This is a genomic window from Thiomonas arsenitoxydans, assembly GCF_000253115.1.
Taxonomy (GTDB): Bacteria; Pseudomonadota; Gammaproteobacteria; order Burkholderiales; family Burkholderiaceae_C; genus Thiomonas; species Thiomonas arsenitoxydans.
In genome coordinates this window covers 3,664,012-3,680,737 of record NC_014145.1, presented here as the reverse complement: position 1 = coordinate 3,680,737, position 16,726 = coordinate 3,664,012, and the positions used below count along the sequence as shown (strand labels likewise).

12 protein-coding genes are annotated in these 16,726 nt (G+C 64.8%); 8 read left to right on the top strand and 4 right to left on the bottom strand.

Annotated features, from left to right (window positions below):
• Positions 1-11: 11 nt before the first annotated feature.
• The 8 genes from epsG to THI_RS17330 all read left to right on the top strand — a co-directional run bounded on the left by epsG (position 12) and on the right by THI_RS17330 (position 8,465).
• Positions 12-977 carry a chain length determinant protein tyrosine kinase EpsG gene (gene epsG, locus THI_RS17365; RefSeq protein WP_141130489.1) on the top strand — a complete coding sequence of 322 codons (966 nt, stop codon included), beginning with the start codon at positions 12-14 and terminating at the stop codon, positions 975-977.
• Positions 978-992: 15 nt separating this feature from the next.
• The gene (locus THI_RS17360) at positions 993-2,465 is read left to right on the top strand and encodes an O-antigen ligase family protein (protein ID WP_013107551.1); all 1,473 of its coding nucleotides are present in this window, start codon (positions 993-995) and stop codon (positions 2,463-2,465) included.
• Positions 2,465-3,034 carry a serine acetyltransferase gene (locus tag THI_RS17355; protein ID WP_013107550.1) on the top strand — a complete coding sequence of 190 codons (570 nt, stop codon included), beginning with the start codon at positions 2,465-2,467 and terminating at the stop codon, positions 3,032-3,034. Before THI_RS17360 ends, THI_RS17355 begins: the two co-directional genes overlap by 1 nt.
• Positions 3,035-3,089: 55 nt before the next feature.
• Positions 3,090-4,313: a glycosyltransferase family 4 protein gene (locus THI_RS17350; RefSeq protein WP_013107549.1), complete on the top strand. Its 1,224-nt coding sequence runs from the start codon at positions 3,090-3,092 to the stop codon at positions 4,311-4,313.
• Positions 4,310-5,500 carry a glycosyltransferase family 2 protein gene (locus THI_RS17345; protein WP_013107548.1) on the top strand — a complete coding sequence of 397 codons (1,191 nt, stop codon included), beginning with the start codon at positions 4,310-4,312 and terminating at the stop codon, positions 5,498-5,500. Before THI_RS17350 ends, THI_RS17345 begins: the two co-directional genes overlap by 4 nt.
• Positions 5,500-6,306 (top strand): WecB/TagA/CpsF family glycosyltransferase, encoded by an 807-nt coding sequence (locus THI_RS17340; RefSeq protein ID WP_013107547.1) that lies wholly within the window; start codon positions 5,500-5,502, stop codon positions 6,304-6,306. The genes THI_RS17345 and THI_RS17340 overlap by 1 nt, the downstream gene beginning before the upstream one ends.
• A gap of 542 nt (positions 6,307-6,848) precedes the next feature.
• Positions 6,849-7,757, top strand: a complete 909-nt coding sequence (locus THI_RS17335; protein WP_141130488.1) for a DUF4124 domain-containing protein — start codon at positions 6,849-6,851, stop codon at positions 7,755-7,757.
• Positions 7,758-7,832: 75 nt separating this feature from the next.
• The gene (locus THI_RS17330) at positions 7,833-8,465 is read left to right on the top strand and encodes a phosphatase PAP2 family protein (protein ID WP_013107545.1); all 633 of its coding nucleotides are present in this window, start codon (positions 7,833-7,835) and stop codon (positions 8,463-8,465) included.
• A 209-nt stretch (positions 8,466-8,674) separates the two neighbouring features.
• Here the strand turns inward: THI_RS17330 and THI_RS17325 are convergent, their stop codons facing one another.
• From THI_RS17325 to THI_RS17310, 4 genes are all read right to left on the bottom strand, one after another.
• Complete coding sequence (locus THI_RS17325) at positions 8,675-9,589, bottom strand: transglutaminase family protein (RefSeq protein ID WP_041609061.1); 915 nt, start codon at positions 9,587-9,589, stop codon at positions 8,675-8,677.
• A gap of 11 nt (positions 9,590-9,600) precedes the next feature.
• Positions 9,601-12,180 carry a circularly permuted type 2 ATP-grasp protein gene (locus tag THI_RS17320; protein WP_013107543.1) on the bottom strand — a complete coding sequence of 860 codons (2,580 nt, stop codon included), beginning with the start codon at positions 12,178-12,180 and terminating at the stop codon, positions 9,601-9,603.
• Positions 12,181-12,244: 64 nt separating this feature from the next.
• Positions 12,245-15,676, bottom strand: a complete 3,432-nt coding sequence (locus THI_RS17315) for a transglutaminase family protein (RefSeq protein WP_013107542.1) — start codon at positions 15,674-15,676, stop codon at positions 12,245-12,247.
• A 64-nt stretch (positions 15,677-15,740) separates the two neighbouring features.
• On the bottom strand, positions 15,741-16,697 hold the full coding sequence (locus THI_RS17310) for an alpha-E domain-containing protein (RefSeq protein WP_013107541.1): 957 nt from the start codon (positions 16,695-16,697) through the stop codon (positions 15,741-15,743).
• Positions 16,698-16,726: the final 29 nt, after the last annotated feature.

The following is a 16,726-nucleotide window of genomic DNA, read 5'->3' as shown; positions in this document are numbered from 1 at the left end:
TGGGCTCCGCCATGGACATTCCCGCTCGTGTCGATCCGATTCCGGTGCGTCTGGCCCGGCGCGCAGATGTGCGCGAACTGGAGGGCACGCTGCTGCGTGCCGCCCCGCCCGCTGGTGCCGTCCCACGGCCTGAGCTTCCCGCCGATCCCTCGCGCGACCTCAAGCTCGGCCAGCTCCTGCTCGATTCAGGCAAGCTCAGCGCGGCAGATGCCGAGCGCGTGCTGCGACTGCAGAAAGCCGAGAACCTGCGTTTCGGCGACGCCGCAGTTCGCCTCGGCCTGGTGAGCGAGCAGGACATCCTCCTCGCCCTGGCCCGGCAGTTTGACTACCCCTACCTAGCCCCCGGGGCCAGCGGATTCAGCGATGAACTGGTGGCCGCGTATCAGCCGTTCACGCCCCAGGTCGAGCAATTGCGCGCGCTGCGCAGCCAGCTCATGCTGCGCTGGTTTGGCACCGGGCAGCGTTGCCTGGCGCTAGTCGGAACCGGATCGTCGGGGACGATGAGCAATCTCGCCGCCAATCTGGCCGTTGTCTTTTCCCAGCTGGGTGAGCGCACCCTGCTGATCGACGCCAACCTGCGTCGCCCCCTGTTGCAGGGCTTGTTCAACCTGCCAGCGCGGGCCGGCCTGTCAGATGTGCTGATCGGGCGTGCCGACGCCACGGCCGCCGTGCGCATCGGGCCGTTGCTCGGGCTCACGGTGCTGGGTGCGGGCACACAACCGCCCAACCCCGCCGAGTTGCTGGCGCGGCCGAGCTTTTTCAGCCTGTTGAGGCAGAGCGCCGAGCAATTCGATGTCGTTCTGGTCAACACCGCCCCCGGCAATCTCGCCGAGATATTGCCCGTCTGCGCCGCAACTGAAGGAGCCCTGCTCATGGTTGATCAGCACCTCAGCAGCGCCGCAGAAGTGCGCGGCACGGCGACGGCCCTTCACAATGCGGGCCTGACTCTGGTGGGCGGCGTGCTCAACCAGCGCTGAGCCGATTGGCAGACCATGACACTGCCCTTCGATTTCACCGCCGCCAGCCGCCAGCGCGCGCTGATGGCGTTGACCATTCTGGGGGGAATCGCCCTGGCGCTGCTGGCGGGTTTTGCCGCTGCCAAGCTCGCACTGGACGACCGCGGGCACAAGGCGCTGATGATTGCATTGCCCGCGGCCTTCATCCTCGGGCTGCTGTTCGTTTATGCGCGCGAAACCCTGCTGCTGCTCATCATCCTGTTCCGCGCCAACCTCGACCCGATGCTCAATATGACCAAGATCGGTGGCGGCGGCGCAGCCATCGGTCTGGGCGGTCTGCTCAACGGCCTCATCATCGGCCTCATCGCCGTGGAGCTATTCAACCGCCGCCGCATTCCGGTGATGCGGCTGATGGGGCAGACCTGGCTGCCACTGCTCATCGTCATGGTCGGGACGCTCGCCATCACGCCGCGGCTGGTGCCAGGCATCAAGAACGACCTCGCTCTCCTGTCCAACGCCGCCATCTTCCTGCTCGCCTTTGTGTATGTGCGCGACAAGGCCAGCCACGACCTTTGGATACGGGCCGTGCTGCTCTCGAGCATTGGCCCCCTGCTCTACGGCTTCTACCAAATCGCCACCCACCAGGGCTTTTACGACGCCGAGGTGGGGATGCGTATCGACAGCACCTTTTCCCACCCCAACATCTTTGCCTTCTATCTGGTACTCCAGATTTCGCTGCTGTTCGTGGTGTGGCGCGGCGGTCTCCTGACCGTCGGCCTACGAGTGCGCCGGTTGCTGCCGCTCTACATCTTGCTGCTGCTGTTCCTGCTGGTGACCACCAAGACACGCAGCGCCTGGGGCGCGATGGCGTTCTTCTTCCTTGCCTACAGCCTGGTGATGGAGCGCAAGCTGTTGCCGCTGCTGATTCTGGCCGGATTGGCCTCTTTGTTGCTGCCCGAAGTCCGCGAGCGCATCTCCGAGCTGAACACCGGCAACAGCGGCATGTATTACCAGCCGCTCAACTCCTTCGCATGGCGCAAGGAGATGTGGGCAGCCGCGCTGCACTTCATGCAGCCGCAGCACTACCTGTTCGGCTACGGCAAGGAGTCCTATGAGTTCTACTCGCGGCTGTTCTACCCCTTGGCCAACGGTGTAGGCCCACCCGCACACAACGTCTACATGCAGGTGTTCTTCGACGGCGGACTAGCGGGGCTGGCTGGCTTCGTCTGGTTGCTGATTGGCACGGGCGCGCTCGCTGCAAGCGTGCGCAAGACGGATCGCGTGGAGGGATTTTTACTGCTGATGCTGGTGCTGGAGTTCGCGCTGGTCTCGGTCTCGGACAACATGCTCGACTACCTGGTCTACAACTGGTATCTGTGGTTTGTCCTCGGCGCCGGAATCAGCCTGCATTTCCATCGCACCGCGCAAGCTGCAACCACGCAACCGATCAAACGCATGTCGACATTCGAGCGATCCGCGTTTGACCCCATGATGCGGTGGAGGCGGTGATGCGGCGCAAACACGACCCCGACTGGCAGCAGGACCTGCTGCGGCTTGGCATGGCGCGGCCGTTCTTCAAGGAGCAATCCATCTGGGCAATCTGGGTGTATCGCTACGGCCGCCGGGTGGACGCGCTGCCGCACGGCTTGGGCAAGCGCATCCGAACCCATCTCTATTGGCTGATGTTCCGCTTTGTCGAAACCTGGACCGGCATCAGTCTGCCGAAAGAAGCGGTGATTGGCGGCGGTCTGCGCATCTTCCATTTCGGCGGCATCTTCATTCACCCCGGTGTCAGGATGGGGCGGGCGTGCACCTTGCGGCAGGGCGTGACCATCGGCAACAAGACCGAGGGCGGGCCCGTGCCTGTGCTGGAAGACGATGTGGAACTGGGCGCCTACGCGCAGGTGCTCGGGGGCGTTGTGCTCCACTCGGGCTGCCGGGTGGGGGCGATGTCAGTCGTGCTGCACGATGTGGCCGCGGGCGTGACGGTGGCCGGCGTACCGGCCCGGCCTCTGCACGCGCGTACACACAGTCTTGTGGTGGTGCCAACGCCGTTAATGCGGCAGACGGATGTGTGAAATGAGCGATCTGGCCATGCAAGCTGAAATGCGAGCCGTCACGATGAGGCCGGGAATGAAGGTGGCCTATTTCATCAACCAGTACCCCAAGGTCAGCCACACCTTCATCCGGCGCGAGATTCAGGCGCTGGAACGGCAAGGAATTTCGGTGCAGCGCATCGCCTTGCGCGGCTGGGATGCCGAACTGGTGGATGCTGCGGATCGCGTGGAGCGAAGCCAGACCCAGTACATACTGCAGCGAGGATTGCGTGGACTGACGGGGCCCTTGTTCAAGAGTTTGCTGCGGCACCCCGTGGGCATGCTTCGCGCCCTGGCATGGGCAGGGCGCATGTCCAGGCTGAATGAGCGGGGCCTTCCCTACCATTTGATCTATCTCGTCGAAGCCTGCCAGCTCGTGCTTTGGGTGAAGGCGGCCGGAGCGACGCATATTCATGCGCATTTCGGAACCAACTCCGCTGAGGTGGTTTTTCTGGCGCGGCTGCTGGGCGGCCCGGCCTACAGTTTCACGGTGCACGGGCCGGAGGAGTTCGACAAGCCGCTGGGGATTCATCTGAAAGAGAAGATTGAGCACAGTGATTTTGTCGTGGCGATCAGTTCGTTCTGTCGCAGCCAGTTGTTTCGCTGGGTCGGTTCGCGTCATTGGGACAAGGTTCACGTCGTGCGCTGCGGCATCGAAACGAGCTTTCACGGCGGCCAGGCGAATCGATGCAACACCGGTCGGCAACTGGTCTGTGTAGGCAGGTTGAGTGAGCAGAAAGGGCACCTCCTGCTTCTGGAGGCGGCGGCCTTGCTGGTGGCGGAAGGAGAGGACTTCTCGCTGACGCTGGCCGGTGATGGCGAGTTGCGCCCTGAAATCGAAGCTGCGATCAACCGCATGGGCCTGCGTGAAAGAGTCGTCATCACCGGCTGGATTGGAAGCCCAGAAGTTCGTCAGCATTTGTTGCAGGCCAGGGCGCTGGTGCTGTCGAGCTTTGCCGAAGGGTTGCCGGTGGTTGTCATGGAGGCCATGGCGCTGAGTCGCCCGGTCATCGCCACGCAGGTCGCCGCCATGTCAGAGCTGGTCGAGGACGAAAAAAGCGGCTGGCTGTGCCCTGCGGGGGATGCAGCCGCGCTGGCGCGCGCCATGCAACGCTGTCTTCACACCAGCGCGGAGCGACTCGACGCCATGGGGGCCTATGCACGCGAAGTCGTGATGTCTAAGCATGACGCCGACGTCGAGGCGCTGCGGCTTGGGCGGCTATTCCAAAGATTTCCGGTGCAACAGGGAAGTTTGCCATGATGACGCTGATGTATGCCCTGTTGCTGCTGGTGATTCTGGCACTGGCCTTGCCCATCGGGCTGTTGTTGCTGCAAATATTGAGTGCTGGTTTCAAAGGAGGAAGGCTCTCGCCACCTCCTTCTTTGGAGGCGGACGCGCAGATCGCCGTGTTGGTCCCGGCGCATGACGAGGCCAGAAACATCGACTCGACAGTGCGGGGCGTTCTGCAGGAGTTGCGTGCGGGGGATCGCGTACTGGTGGTGGCGGACAACTGCAGCGACAACACGGCGGCGCTTGCCCGTGCGGCCGGGGCCGAAGTGGTTGAGCGGCAGGATGCGCTGCGGCGTGGCAAGGGCTACGCCCTGGATTTCGGTCTGAAGCACCTTGCCGCGAACCCGCCGGACGTGGTCGTCATCGTCGATGCAGATTGCAGGGTCGGGCGCGGTGCGATGATCTGCTTATCTTCCGCCGCGTTGCAGGCGGGCGCCCCGGCGCAGGCGCACTACCGCATGGCGCTTCCGCCGGGCGCTGGTCTGAAAATCAAGATTGCGGGGCTCGCCTGGCGGGTCAAAAACCTAGTGCGCCCATTGGGCTATCGCCGCATGGGCCTGCCTTGTCAGTTGATGGGAAGTGGTATGGCCTTTCCTTGGGCGCTGATCCATCGCGTTGATCTGGCCAGCGGCCACCTCGTCGAGGATCTCAAGTTGGGGCTGGACCTCGCGCAAATGCGGGCGTCGCCCGTATTCGTGCCACAAGCCGAGGTGGTCAGCGCGTTTCCCGAGAGTGCTGCTGGTGTGACGACACAGAGGAGGCGATGGGAGCATGGGCATCTCGGCATGGTCAGCGTGGCGCCGAAACTGCTCTGGCGAGGATTGCGTTCGGCCAACCTCGGACTGTTCGCCTTGGCCGCCGACTTGTGCATTCCACCTTTGGCGCTGTTGACACTGTTGACGCTTACGGTTGCTGCGCTATCCAGCCTTGCCGGGTGGCTTTTGCATTGGACAGCGCCTGCAGTGATGGCTTGGGCGCTTTGTGCGGGGCTGTGGCTGGCGATTTTCACCGCATGGCTTCGGCATGGTCGCGATCTGCTGACTTTCAGGGAACTGGCCGGCGTGCCGATTTATATCCTCTGGAAGGTGCCGATCTACCTCAGCTTCCTTCTGCGACGCGAACGAAACTGGGTGCGCTCGGCTCGGGAGGGCGAGTGATGTCCTCTGACGTTCCGCGCACGCAGACGTCGGCAGCACCCGGAGCGATGTCACTCTTTGGTCTGTCCATCCAGAACACCACTCTGGAGCTGGCGGCCGAAACGCTGTTGCAATCCGCGTCAAGCAGGCAGGGACGCCGGGTGTATTTCGTCAACGCGCACTGCGTCAACATCGCCGCCTCGGAGGCAGACTACGAGCACATCCTTCATGACGCCGATCTGCTTTATGCGGACGGTATCGGCATGCGACTGGCTGCTCGGGTTGCGGGTGTTGCGCTACGCGGCAACGTGAACGGAACCGATCTGTTTCCGCTGCTCTGCGCCGGGGCAGCGCGAGCCGGGCTGGAGCTCGCTTTCATTGGGGGCAAGCCGGGCATCGCACAGGCCTGTGCGCGCAACATGATGGACGCGCATCCCGGCTTGAAGGTGACTTACATTCAGGACGGCTATTTTTCGGCTGCGGAGACGTCGGACGTACTTCAGGCCGTTCGACACTCGCAGGCGCGCCTGGTCTTTGTCGCAATGGGGGTGCCCCGGCAGGAACAGTTCATTCACGCCCATCGGGACGATTTGGGCGCCACGGTCTGCATCGGGGTCGGTGCCTTGTTTGACTTTTACTCGGGCACGATTCCCAGAGCGCCGAGGCTGATGCGCAGATTCGGCCTCGAATGGCTATTTCGGCTGTTGGTTGAGCCGCGCCGCTTATTTGCGCGCTATGTGTTGGGCAACCCGCAGTTCGTCGCACGCGTCTTGTGGCGACGACTGCAGAGCCGGGGCGCTTTGACTCACGAGCCGCTGGCGCACTGAATTGGACTTGAGTGCGAGACTGTCAGAATTGAAATTGGTGCTTTTGCATCATTGTGGTGCATTACATCGCAATAGATTTGGCGCTTTGAGAAAAAGTAAGAATTTTCCGAAACGAAAACCATCATTGACTTACCGCGAGAGGCCCGATTGCGCTTGTAATATGCGACCCTCTTTCGCTGTCTTTTGCCGCTCTGCTGCAGGAATGGAGGCTGTTCCCTCTTTTCCCGTACAGCCTGAGACAAATCAGCGCGCTTTGGTTGAAGGGGTTTGTCATGTACAAGATCATTCGTTGGCCTGTTGCTTTGTTTCTGGGCTTCGCCCTGGCAGGTTGTGGAGGAGGGGGCGGTAGCACCCAAAGCGCAACTGCATCGGATGGCAACACGAGTATTGCGGTGGCCACGGCGGCTCCTGCGCCGACCGAGACGACGGTTGCTCAAACGCCAGTTGCTGCTCCGGTAGTGACACCGACCTCGACCCCGTCGGTGACCCGTGTCTTTTCCTCGCAGAGCTTCTGGTATCAGCCCATCCCAGCCAATGCGACGTTGAATTCTTTGTCAGCGGTTTACGCCAAAAATCTGGTCGCCCAGATCGTCAACCGTTACAACGGGACGACAGCGCTCAACACCACCAGTTATGCCGCACCGATTTACTTTGTGCAGACGGTCGGCGGCGCCAAGACCGTGACCTGGCAGGACGGCATGCCCATTTATCCGGTGGCGCAGACGGTTAACGTCGGCTTCAACGACTGCCAGAACAAGGGCTGGACCGATCCCAAGCTGATCGCGCAGTGGCAAAACGTGCCTATCCCTGCGGGCGCGACCGAGGCGAACGGCACTGACAGTGAGATGTCCATTTACGACATCAGCACCAAGACACTGTGGGATTTCTGGGTCATGCGTCAGAACAACGGCCAATGGACGGCCTGCTGGGGCGGGCGCATCCAGCATACCGACCAGAGTGACGGCATCTATCCCAACCCTTATGGCACCACGGCAACCGGCCTGCCGTTCATCGGTGGAGAGATTTCAGCGCAGGAACTCAAGGACGGCGTTATCAATCACGTCATGGGCATCTCCCTTGCCAGCCCGGCAAAGTGGCCGACTTTTTCCTGGCCTGCAAACCGGACCGATGGCTACAACCTGGACAATCAGACCCATGCCATTCCCGAAGGCACGCGCATGCGGCTTGACCCGAGTGTGAACGTCGATGCGCTCAACCTCACCCCGGTGGGCAAGATCATCGCCAAAGCCGCACAGAAGTACGGTTTTGTGGTGTGGGACCAGGCTGGCTCGGTGTCCCTGCGGGCGGTCAACCCCATGACCTACACCCTCGCGGGCCAGGCCGATTCCTACCCCGCACTGTTTGGAGGGATGGCCAACTGGCAGGTCTTGCAGAACTTCCCTTGGGACAAGATGCAGTTCATGCCGAATAACTACGGCAAGCCAAACTGAGCGGCCCTGCCGTGGCGCATCGTTGCGGCGGGCCGGGGGCGGCTCCACGGCATGCGTTGTGCTTGAGGCCCGTGCATGGGGATTGTGTCGTTTTGGGTGCATGTGACGGATTTGGGCGACAGCGCTGTGCTGTTGCCGCTTGCGCTGGTGATTTTTCTCTGGCTGGGCCTGCAGTCCTTGCGCATTGCAGCCTTATGGGCGGGGCTGTTCGGCCTTGACGGGGCGGTGGTGGCCCTGAGCAAAATTCTCTATATGGGCTGGGGTCTGCATCCGGAGGGCTGGAATTTCACCGGTCTGAGCGGGCACAGCGCCCTGTCGATGTTGGTTTGGCCCACGATCGGCATGCTTCTGGCCGTGGGTCGCCGTCGGTTCTGGCGGCTGGCGCTGCCTTTGGCAGGCGCCGTGCTGTCGGCGGCGATTATGGTGTCGCGGCTGGCTATCGATGTCCACACGCAGCCCGAAGCACTGCTTGGCGCCCTTTGGGGCGGCGTTCTCGCTGGGGTTTTCCTAGCCCTCAGTTGGAATGCGTCGAGGCGCGGCCTGTCCCGTCCCGGTCTACTGTTGCCGCTGGCGCTCATCCTGCCCTTGGTGCTGACCTACGGCCAGATCTTTCCTTCCACGCCATTGCTCGAGGACGTGGCATGCCATCTGAGCGGCCATGCACAACCCTACACGCGCGGCGACCTGGAGCGGCAATTGGGGCAATAACCGGGGCAATAACCGAAGTGCACCGCACGAATTGCCAGGATCAGGGATATGAGCAGACGCGTCCAAGAGCGCACCTGGCGCAGCGCAAAAGGATCGGTCGACCACATCGGAAAATTCAGCAACACGAGCGCGAGGAAACCCAGACAAATAACGCCGTGCCTGCCAGAAAAAGCAGCGGCGCGGTCATGTGATGAGGTTCGTGGCGGCTGTCATGCGTCCACCGGGCTGACGCGTACCCCGACCTCGAGGGTGTGATCGCCGCCGCCGCGGATGACGCCACGCAGGGGAGAGACGTCGGCGAAGTCGCGGCCCAGGGCGATGCGGACATAGTCGGCGGCGGGCTGGCGGTTGTTGGTGGGGTCGAACTCCACCCAGCCGTTGACCGGGCACCACACGGCCACCCAGGCGTGCGAGGCATCGGCGCCGACGAGTTGTTCTTCGCCGGGCTTGGGATGCGAGCGCAGGTAGCCGCTGACGTAGCGCGCGGCCAGCCCGAGGCTGCGCAGGGCGGAAATCATGACGTGCGCATAGTCTTGGCAGACGCCGGCGCGCAGTTCGAGCGCCTGCGGGGCGCGGGTCTGCACTTCGGTGCTCTCGGGGTTGTAGGTGAAGTCGGCGTGAATGCGCTGCATCAGGCCGAGCGCGCCGCCGAGCAACGGTTGCTCGGGCGCAAAGCTGGGGGCGGCGTAGGCGGCGGCAGCGGCAAATAGGGGGGCGAAATGCGTGCCGAAAGTGAACTCGGCCTCGGCGACGTAGGGCTTGCCGACGCGGTAGAGCAGTTGTTCGCGCACCTGCTCCCACGGCGGACTGGCGTCCCAGTCGGGCGCCTCGGGCGCGCGCACTTGCACCAGGCTGACGGCACGCACGGTCAGCGTGTCGTGCGGGCTGTAGTAGGCGAAGAACTCACGCTGGTTGCCAAACACATCGACATCGCTGTGACGATGTTCGGGCTCGGGGTGAATGTCGCAGACGTAGTCGATGCGGTCTTGCGCGGCGTGATCGAGCGGACAGAGATGCGCCAGATGGTGGGCCAGTTCGACCGGTGTGGCGTAGGCGTAGGCGGTTTCGTGCACCACGTGGTAGAGCACGGCGTCAGCCTGCGCGGTAGAGGCGTCTTGAGTCATGCGTGCGGCTTTCAATACCCGCCAAGCGTGCGGTCAGGCAGGCTGGCGTGGGCGAAATAGCGGCGGCTGATCTCGTCCGACAGGCGCCAGGCGAGATCAATGCTCTGCGTCAGGGCGAGATCCAGCCATGTGTAATGCAATTCTTGCGTGTGGGTGCAGAGTTCGGGCAGGTGCCAGTCATCGGGGTCGGGCGCGAGGGCGATCAGGGCTTCTTTGTCGGCGGCCTCGCCGGGCAGTCTGGCCATGCGGGCGCGCAGGGTCTGCGCCACCCAGCCCAGGGCGCGGGGGTTTTCGCGGTCGAGCATGAGCAGGTCGAGCAGGGGCGGAACTTCCAGCCGCTTCTGGTATAGCGCGCGGTAGGTGATGGTGCTGTCGAACAGCGCCAGCAGCAGGTTGAAGCCGCTGTCGCTGTGCACCGCGCCGCTGCGGAAGGCCACGGCCAGCGCTTGCCCCAGCAGCAAGAGGCGTTCGATGTGGCGGCCGATGCTCAGCAGACGCCAGCCGTCGTCGCGGGTCATGCGGTCGGTTTGCGCGCCGGTGATGGCGCTGAGGACTTCGGTGAGCTGCTCCAGCCCGCGCAAGGCCTGGGCCGACTGCAATTCTTCCCGCCGCGAGGCCGTGGGCAAAAGCTCCAGCGCGGTGGCCGAGGCGATCCATTGCCGGTGGTCGCCGCCCAAGCGTTCGCGCACTTGAGTGGCCGCGTGGCCCAGCGCCTGCAGGTTCTGCACGATGCCGCCGGCGTGCTGCCCCGGCACGAGCCCGCGCACCACGCAGTGCTCGAAGCCCTGCGGGTTGTCGCGAAGATCGGGTGCTTCCTTTTCGACCAGACCGGTGCTGCGACACCATTGGTCGAGCATGTCGCAGACGGCCGGGCCCAGATCGTCGTCGCCTGACAGCGCGCGCAGGGTGATGCGCGCCAGCCGGGCGCTGAATTCGGCGCGCTCGCAGTAGCGACCGAGCCAGTAGAGGTTTTCGGCCGCCCGGCTGGTGACCACGCGGTGATGGTTGATCAGATCTTGCGGGCGCATCGGCTCGGGCAGCAGGGTGGAGCTGTCCACCGCGTCGCCGGTGATGATCCAGGCGTCCTGGCTGCTGCCGCCGCGCTGCATCGACACGGTGTTGCCCCCGCGCGGCGCGGTGCGCACCAGCCCGCCGGGCAGCACGCGCCAGCCGCCACGGCCGTCTGACAGGGCATACACCCGCAGCATGGCCGCGCGGGCGGCCAGCCGCTCATTGCTCCATACCGGCACATGCGGCAGGGGTTGATATTGCTGCAGGGTGACCAGCGCCGGGCTGGACTGCACCCGTTCGCGCCACGCGGGCAGTTGGCCGTAATCGAGGCTGGCCATCACCGTGGGCTCGAAGCCGCATTCCGCGTGCACCGGTTTGATCACCCAGGCGCGCAGATCGTCCATCGGCGCGTCGCATACACCGGGCTCGCCGCACCACCAGGTGGGCAGCGAGGGCAGCTTGAGCGGCTCGCCCAGCAGGGTTTCGCACAGCTTGGGCAGAAATCCCTGCACCGCAGGCGACTCCAGAAAACCGGCGCCGAGCGCATTGGCCACGAGCACGTTGCCCGCACGCACCGCCTGCAGCAGCCCAGCCACGCCCAACATGGAATCGGGACGCAGTTCGAGCGGGTCGCAGAAGCTGTCATCGAGACGGCGCAGCACCACGTGCACCGGCTCCAGGCCGCGCAGGGTTTTGAGGTAGAGCCGGTCTTCGCGCACCGTGAGGTCGCTGCCTTCGGCCAGGGTGATGCCCAGGTAACGCGCCAGATAGACCTGCTCGAAATAGGTTTCGCTATACGGGCCGGGTGTGAGCAATACCACGCGGCTGCCCACGCCACCGGGCGAGAGCCGCAGCAGCGTATCCATCAGCAGCCGGTAGCTGGCGGCCAGGCGCTGCACTTTCAGGTGGCTGAACGCGTCCGGGAACAGGCGGGAGATGAGGATGCGGTTTTCCAGCAGATAGCCCAGGCCCGACGGCGCCTGCACCCGCTGGTTGACCACGCGCCACACGCCGTCGGGCCCGCGCGCCAGATCGAAGGCGGCGATGTGCAGCCAGATATTGCCCGGCGGTGCGTGGCCGTGCAGGGCACGCAAATAGCCGGGATGCCCCTGCACCAGCGCCGGTGGCAGCAGCCCTTCCTTGAGGGTGCGCTGCGGGCCAGTGTAGAGGTCGGCAAGGATGGTGTTGAGCAGTGCGGCGCGTTGTGCGATACCTGTGGAAATCTGCTTCCACGAGGCTGAGTCGACCAGCAGCGGGAACAGATCGACCGACCAGGCGCGCACGGCTTGCGCGGCGTCGGCGTGGACGTTGTAGGTCACGCCGTCGTCGTGAATCTGCTGCAGCAACTGCTGCTGCCGGGCGCTCAGGCTGTCGAAGCCGCCAGAGCCGAGCAGGCGAAAAAAGTGATCCCAGAGCGGGGCCAGCGGCGCACCCGCCCCGCCATCGGAGACGCCGCCGCGCAATTCGTCCCAGTGTCCGGGGATGACGGGGGAAGCCAAGTCGCGGGCGAGCGCGGCACAGTCTTCACCCGGATCGAACGAGCCTTGCGATTGTGATTGAGATTGGAACAGGCTGACCATATGACATTGTGGCATGCGGGGGACGCCGAGACAGCGGCGGGCATCCCCCGATTTCGGTCAAATTTCACGCGCCCGTTCGCAAATCCAGGGTGAAGGGGAATTCCAGGCTGGGATGCACCGGCGCCACCCGCATGCGGCCCGGCGTGTGGCCCATGCGGAAAAAGCGCGACAGACGGCGGCTCTCGGCCTCGTAGGAGTTGACTGGGAAGACAGTGGGATTGCTGCCGCCCGGGTGCTCGACGTGGTACTGGCAGCCGCCAAGCGAGCGCTCCATCCAGGTATCGACCAGATCGAAGGTCAGCGGCGCGTGCACGCCGATGCCGGGGTGTAGCGCCGAGGGCGGATGCCACGCGCGGTAGCGCACGCCACAGACAAACTCGCCGCTGCGCCCGGTGGGTTGCAGCGGCACGGGCTGGCCGTTGACCGTGAGCACATGGCGGCTGTCGGTCAGGCCGCTGATCTTCACTTCTACTCGTTCCAGCGAGGAATCGACATAGCGCACCGTGGTGCCCGCCGCGCCTTCTTCGCCCATGACGTGCCAAGGTTCGAGCGCCATGCGCAGTTCCAGCTTCATGCCGCGCACCGCGTAATCGCCCAGCAGCGGGAAGCGGAAGGTGTGATGCGGTGCGAACCACTGCGGGTCGAAGTCGAACCCGGCCTCGCGCAGTTCGGTGAGCACGTCATCGAAGTCCATCGCAATGAAGGTGGGCAGCAGGAAGCGGTCGTGCAGCGCGGTGCCCCAGCGCTGCAGTGCGGCGGTGTAGGGCGCGTGCCAGAAGCGGGCGATGAGCGCGCGCAGCAGCAGTTGCTGCACCACGCTCATGCGGGCGTGCGGCGGCATCTCGAAAGCGCGCAGTTCGAGCAGGCCGAGGCGGCCGGTGGCGCCGTCCGGGCTGTAGAGCTTGTCAATGCAGAACTCGCTGCGGTGGGTATTGCCGGTGACGTCGATCAGGAGGTTGCGCAGGGTGCGATCGACAAACCAAGCTGGGGCGTCGACGCCGTAGCGCGCGCGGCTGGCGCGCAGCTCGGCCAGGGCGATTTCGAGTTCGTAGACCTGATCGTCGCGCGCTTCGTCCACCCGCGGAGCCTGGCTGGTGGGGCCGATGAACAGGCCCGAGAACAAATAGCTCAAGCTGGGATGGTTGTGCCAGTAGGCGATCAGGCTGGCCAGCAGATCGGGGCGTCGCAGGAAGGGGCTGTCGGCCGGGGTGGCGCCGCCGAGCACCACATGGTTGCCGCCGCCAGTGCCGGTATGGCGACCGTCGAGCATGAACTTCTCCGCACCCAGCCGGGTTTCAAACGCGGCCTGGTAGAGGAATTCGGTGTGATCGACGATTTCCGCCCAGTTGTGCGCCGGGTGGATGTTGACTTCGATGACGCCGGGGTCGGGCGTGACCTGCAGCAGGTCGAGCCGCGGGTCGCGCGGCGGCGGGTAGCCTTCGAGCACCAGCTTGACCCGCAGGCGCTGCGCCGTAGTCTCTATGGCGGCGAGCAGTTCAAGATAGTCTTCCGCCGAAACCAGCGGCGGCATGAACACATACAGAATGCCGCCGCGCGCCTCCACGCACAGCGCGGTGCGCAAAATCCAGCTGGCTGACTCGAAGCGGTCGGGGTGGCGGCCATCGCCGGGCCGCAACCGCTGGCCATCACCGCTGGACAGGGGGGCTGATCCTCCGCTGCCGCCCCGGCGTGGTGCGTCAGCGCCCTGGTTTTGCACTCCGACGGTGCCGCCTTCGGCGTAGCCGCCCCCAATGCGGTGCATCGGGCCATATTGCAGCCGCAGCGCAGCGGAGTCGGGCAGGCCGTTGCGCGGGGCGAAGGGGTCGTGCGGCCAGTCGGAGGCGCGCTCGCCCTCGGTGGCCCAGGGCAGCGAGTCCAGCGGCAGGCGCCAGCCCATGGCCGAGTCGCCGGGGAATAGATACATGCGTTCGTCGCGGAAGAACCACGGGCCGGAGACCCAGCGCGGCCCGCTGAGCTGGGGTGAGCCCGGTTCGCGGCGGATGGGCAGGGCGTAGCCAGTGGGGGTTTTCAGCCCCTGATCGAACACTTTGCGCAGACGGGCGCGCTCGAGTTCGTCTTCGACCCGCGAATCGAACGGATCGACGTTGACCGGCAGGCGGCGCTCACGCCACAGGTAGTACCAAGTGTCTTCAAAGCCGGTCTGCACATGCGCCGGATTGACGCCCAGCGTATCGACCAGGGCGAGGATGAAGGTGTGCGCGTCGAGCGCGGTGGCGCTGCCGCCCAGACGTTCGTCGGCGAACAGCTCGGAGTTGTGCCAGCAGGGCTGGCCGTCGCGCCGCCAGATGGCCGACAGCGCCCAGCGCGGCAATTGCTCGCCGGGGTACCACTTGCCCTGGCCGAAATGCAGAAATCCGCCGGGGCCGTAGCGGGCGATGAGTTTGCTGATGAGTTCGCCGGCGTAGCCGCGCTTGGTCGGCCCTTGCGCGTCGGTGTTCCATTCGTGCGCGTCGCGGTCGGTGGTGGCGACGAAGGTGGGCTCGCCGCCTTGGGTGAGGCGGACGTCGCCGTTTTTGAGTTGCTGATCGACCACTTCGCCCAGGGTCAGCACGGCCTGCCACTGTTCGTCGGTGTAGGGCTTGGTGACGCGCGGCGATTCGTAAATGCGGGTCACGGCCATGTGATGGCTGAACTCCACCTCGCATTCGTCGATCATGCCTTCAACCGGGGCCGCGCCCGAGGGCTGCGGCGTGCAGGCCAGGGGGATGTGGCCTTCGCCTGCGAGCAGGCCGGAGGTGGGGTCGAGGCCGATCCACCCGGCCCCGGGCAGATACACCTCGCACCAGGCGTGCAGATCGGTGAAGTCGGCCTCGGCTCCGGTGGGGCCGTCGAGCGCCTTCACGTCCGGGGTGAGCTGAATGAGGTAGCCGGAAACGAAGCGTGCCGCCAGACCGAGGTGGCGCAGCACCTGCACCAGTAGCCAGCCGGTATCGCGGCAGGAGCCGCAGGCGAGTTCGAGCGTCTGCTCGGGCGTTTGCACGCCGGGCTCGAGGCGGACGGTGTAGCCGATGTCGCGCTGCAACTTCTGGTTGAGATCGACCAGGAAATCTTGCGTGCGGCGCGGGGTGAGGTCGATGCTGTCGATCAGGGCTTTGACCCGCGGGGTGAGCGGGGCAGCCGCCAGATAGGGGCCGAGTTCGGCTTCTAGTTCCGGGGCGTAGCTGAAGGGGAATTTTTCGGCTTCGGGTTCGAGAAAGAAGTCGAAGGGGTTGAGCACCGACATTTCGGCCACCAGATCGATGGTGATCTGCAGCAGCGTGGTTTTCCCGGGAAAGGTCAGGCGGGCGAGGTAGTTGGAGAACGGGTCTTGCTGCCAGTTGATGAAATGCCCGGCGGGTTCCACCCGCTGGCTGTACGACAGGATGGGCGTGCGGCAATGCGGCGCGGGACGCAGGCGCACCACGTGCGGCGAGAGGCCCACCGGGCGGTCGAAGCGGTAGGTGGTGGTGTGCGTGAGCGCGACGTGGATGGACATCCGGGCACCTTGGAAAAGTTGAAGAGAAGCAGTCGAGGCGGTGAGGAACCGGCGGGGTGAAACCTCAGGCGGCGAGAAAATCCTGGCTGATGCCGACGCCCAGATCGTTGATGCGCCCCAGGAAGTGGGTGAGATAGGCGTGCAGCCCGGTGGCCATGATGTCGTCGAGCCGACCGAACTGCAGTTGCGCGTTGAGCAGCCCGGCGCGGCGCAGGGTTTCGCGCGATTGCGGGTTGGCCACGGCCTGCAAATGATTGTTCACCGCCATCATGCAGGCGGCGAGTGACCGCGGCATGTCAGGCCGCAGGATGAGCAGCCCCGCCACGCGCTCGGGGGTGATGACGTCGCGGTACACCTTGCGATAGACCTCGAAACCCGAGACCGAGCGCAGCACCCCCGACCAGTGATAGAAGTCGTGCTCCTGCACCCGGCCGTTGCCGTTGGCTGAGCCGTAAAAGTCGGATTGCCGCGCGTGGAACTTCACGTCGATCAGCCGGGCGGTGTTGTCGGCGCGCTCCAGAAAGGTGCCGATGCGCAGGAAGTGATAGGCCTCGTCCTGCAGCATGGTGCCCGAGGTCACGCCGCGCGAGAGGTGCGAGCGGTATTTCACCCACTCGAAGTACTGCGCCGGGTCTTGTCGGCACAGGCCCTTGGCCAGCATGCGCTGCGATTCCAGCCAGGTCTGGTTGACCGTTTCCCAGACCTCGGTGGTGATGGCGCCGCGCACCGCGCGGGAGTTTTCGCGCGCGGCGCGCAGGCAGCTCTGGATGGAGGAGGGGTTGCTGGTGTCGCACACCATGAAGTCGAGCACCTTGTCGGCGTCGATCTCGCCGTGGCGTTCGGTGTAGGCGGCGGTCAGTTCGGAGATGCCCAGCAGGCCGCGCCAGCCCAGTTGCATGGCCTCGGCGCCTTGCGGCAGCAGGGCCGACTGCACATGCACGTCGAGCATGCGGGCGGTGTTTTCGGCGCGTTCGGTGTAACGGGCCATCCAGAACAGGTGATCGGCAGTTCGGCTGAGCATGATGCGTTTCTCGGGGCTGAGAGTTTGCG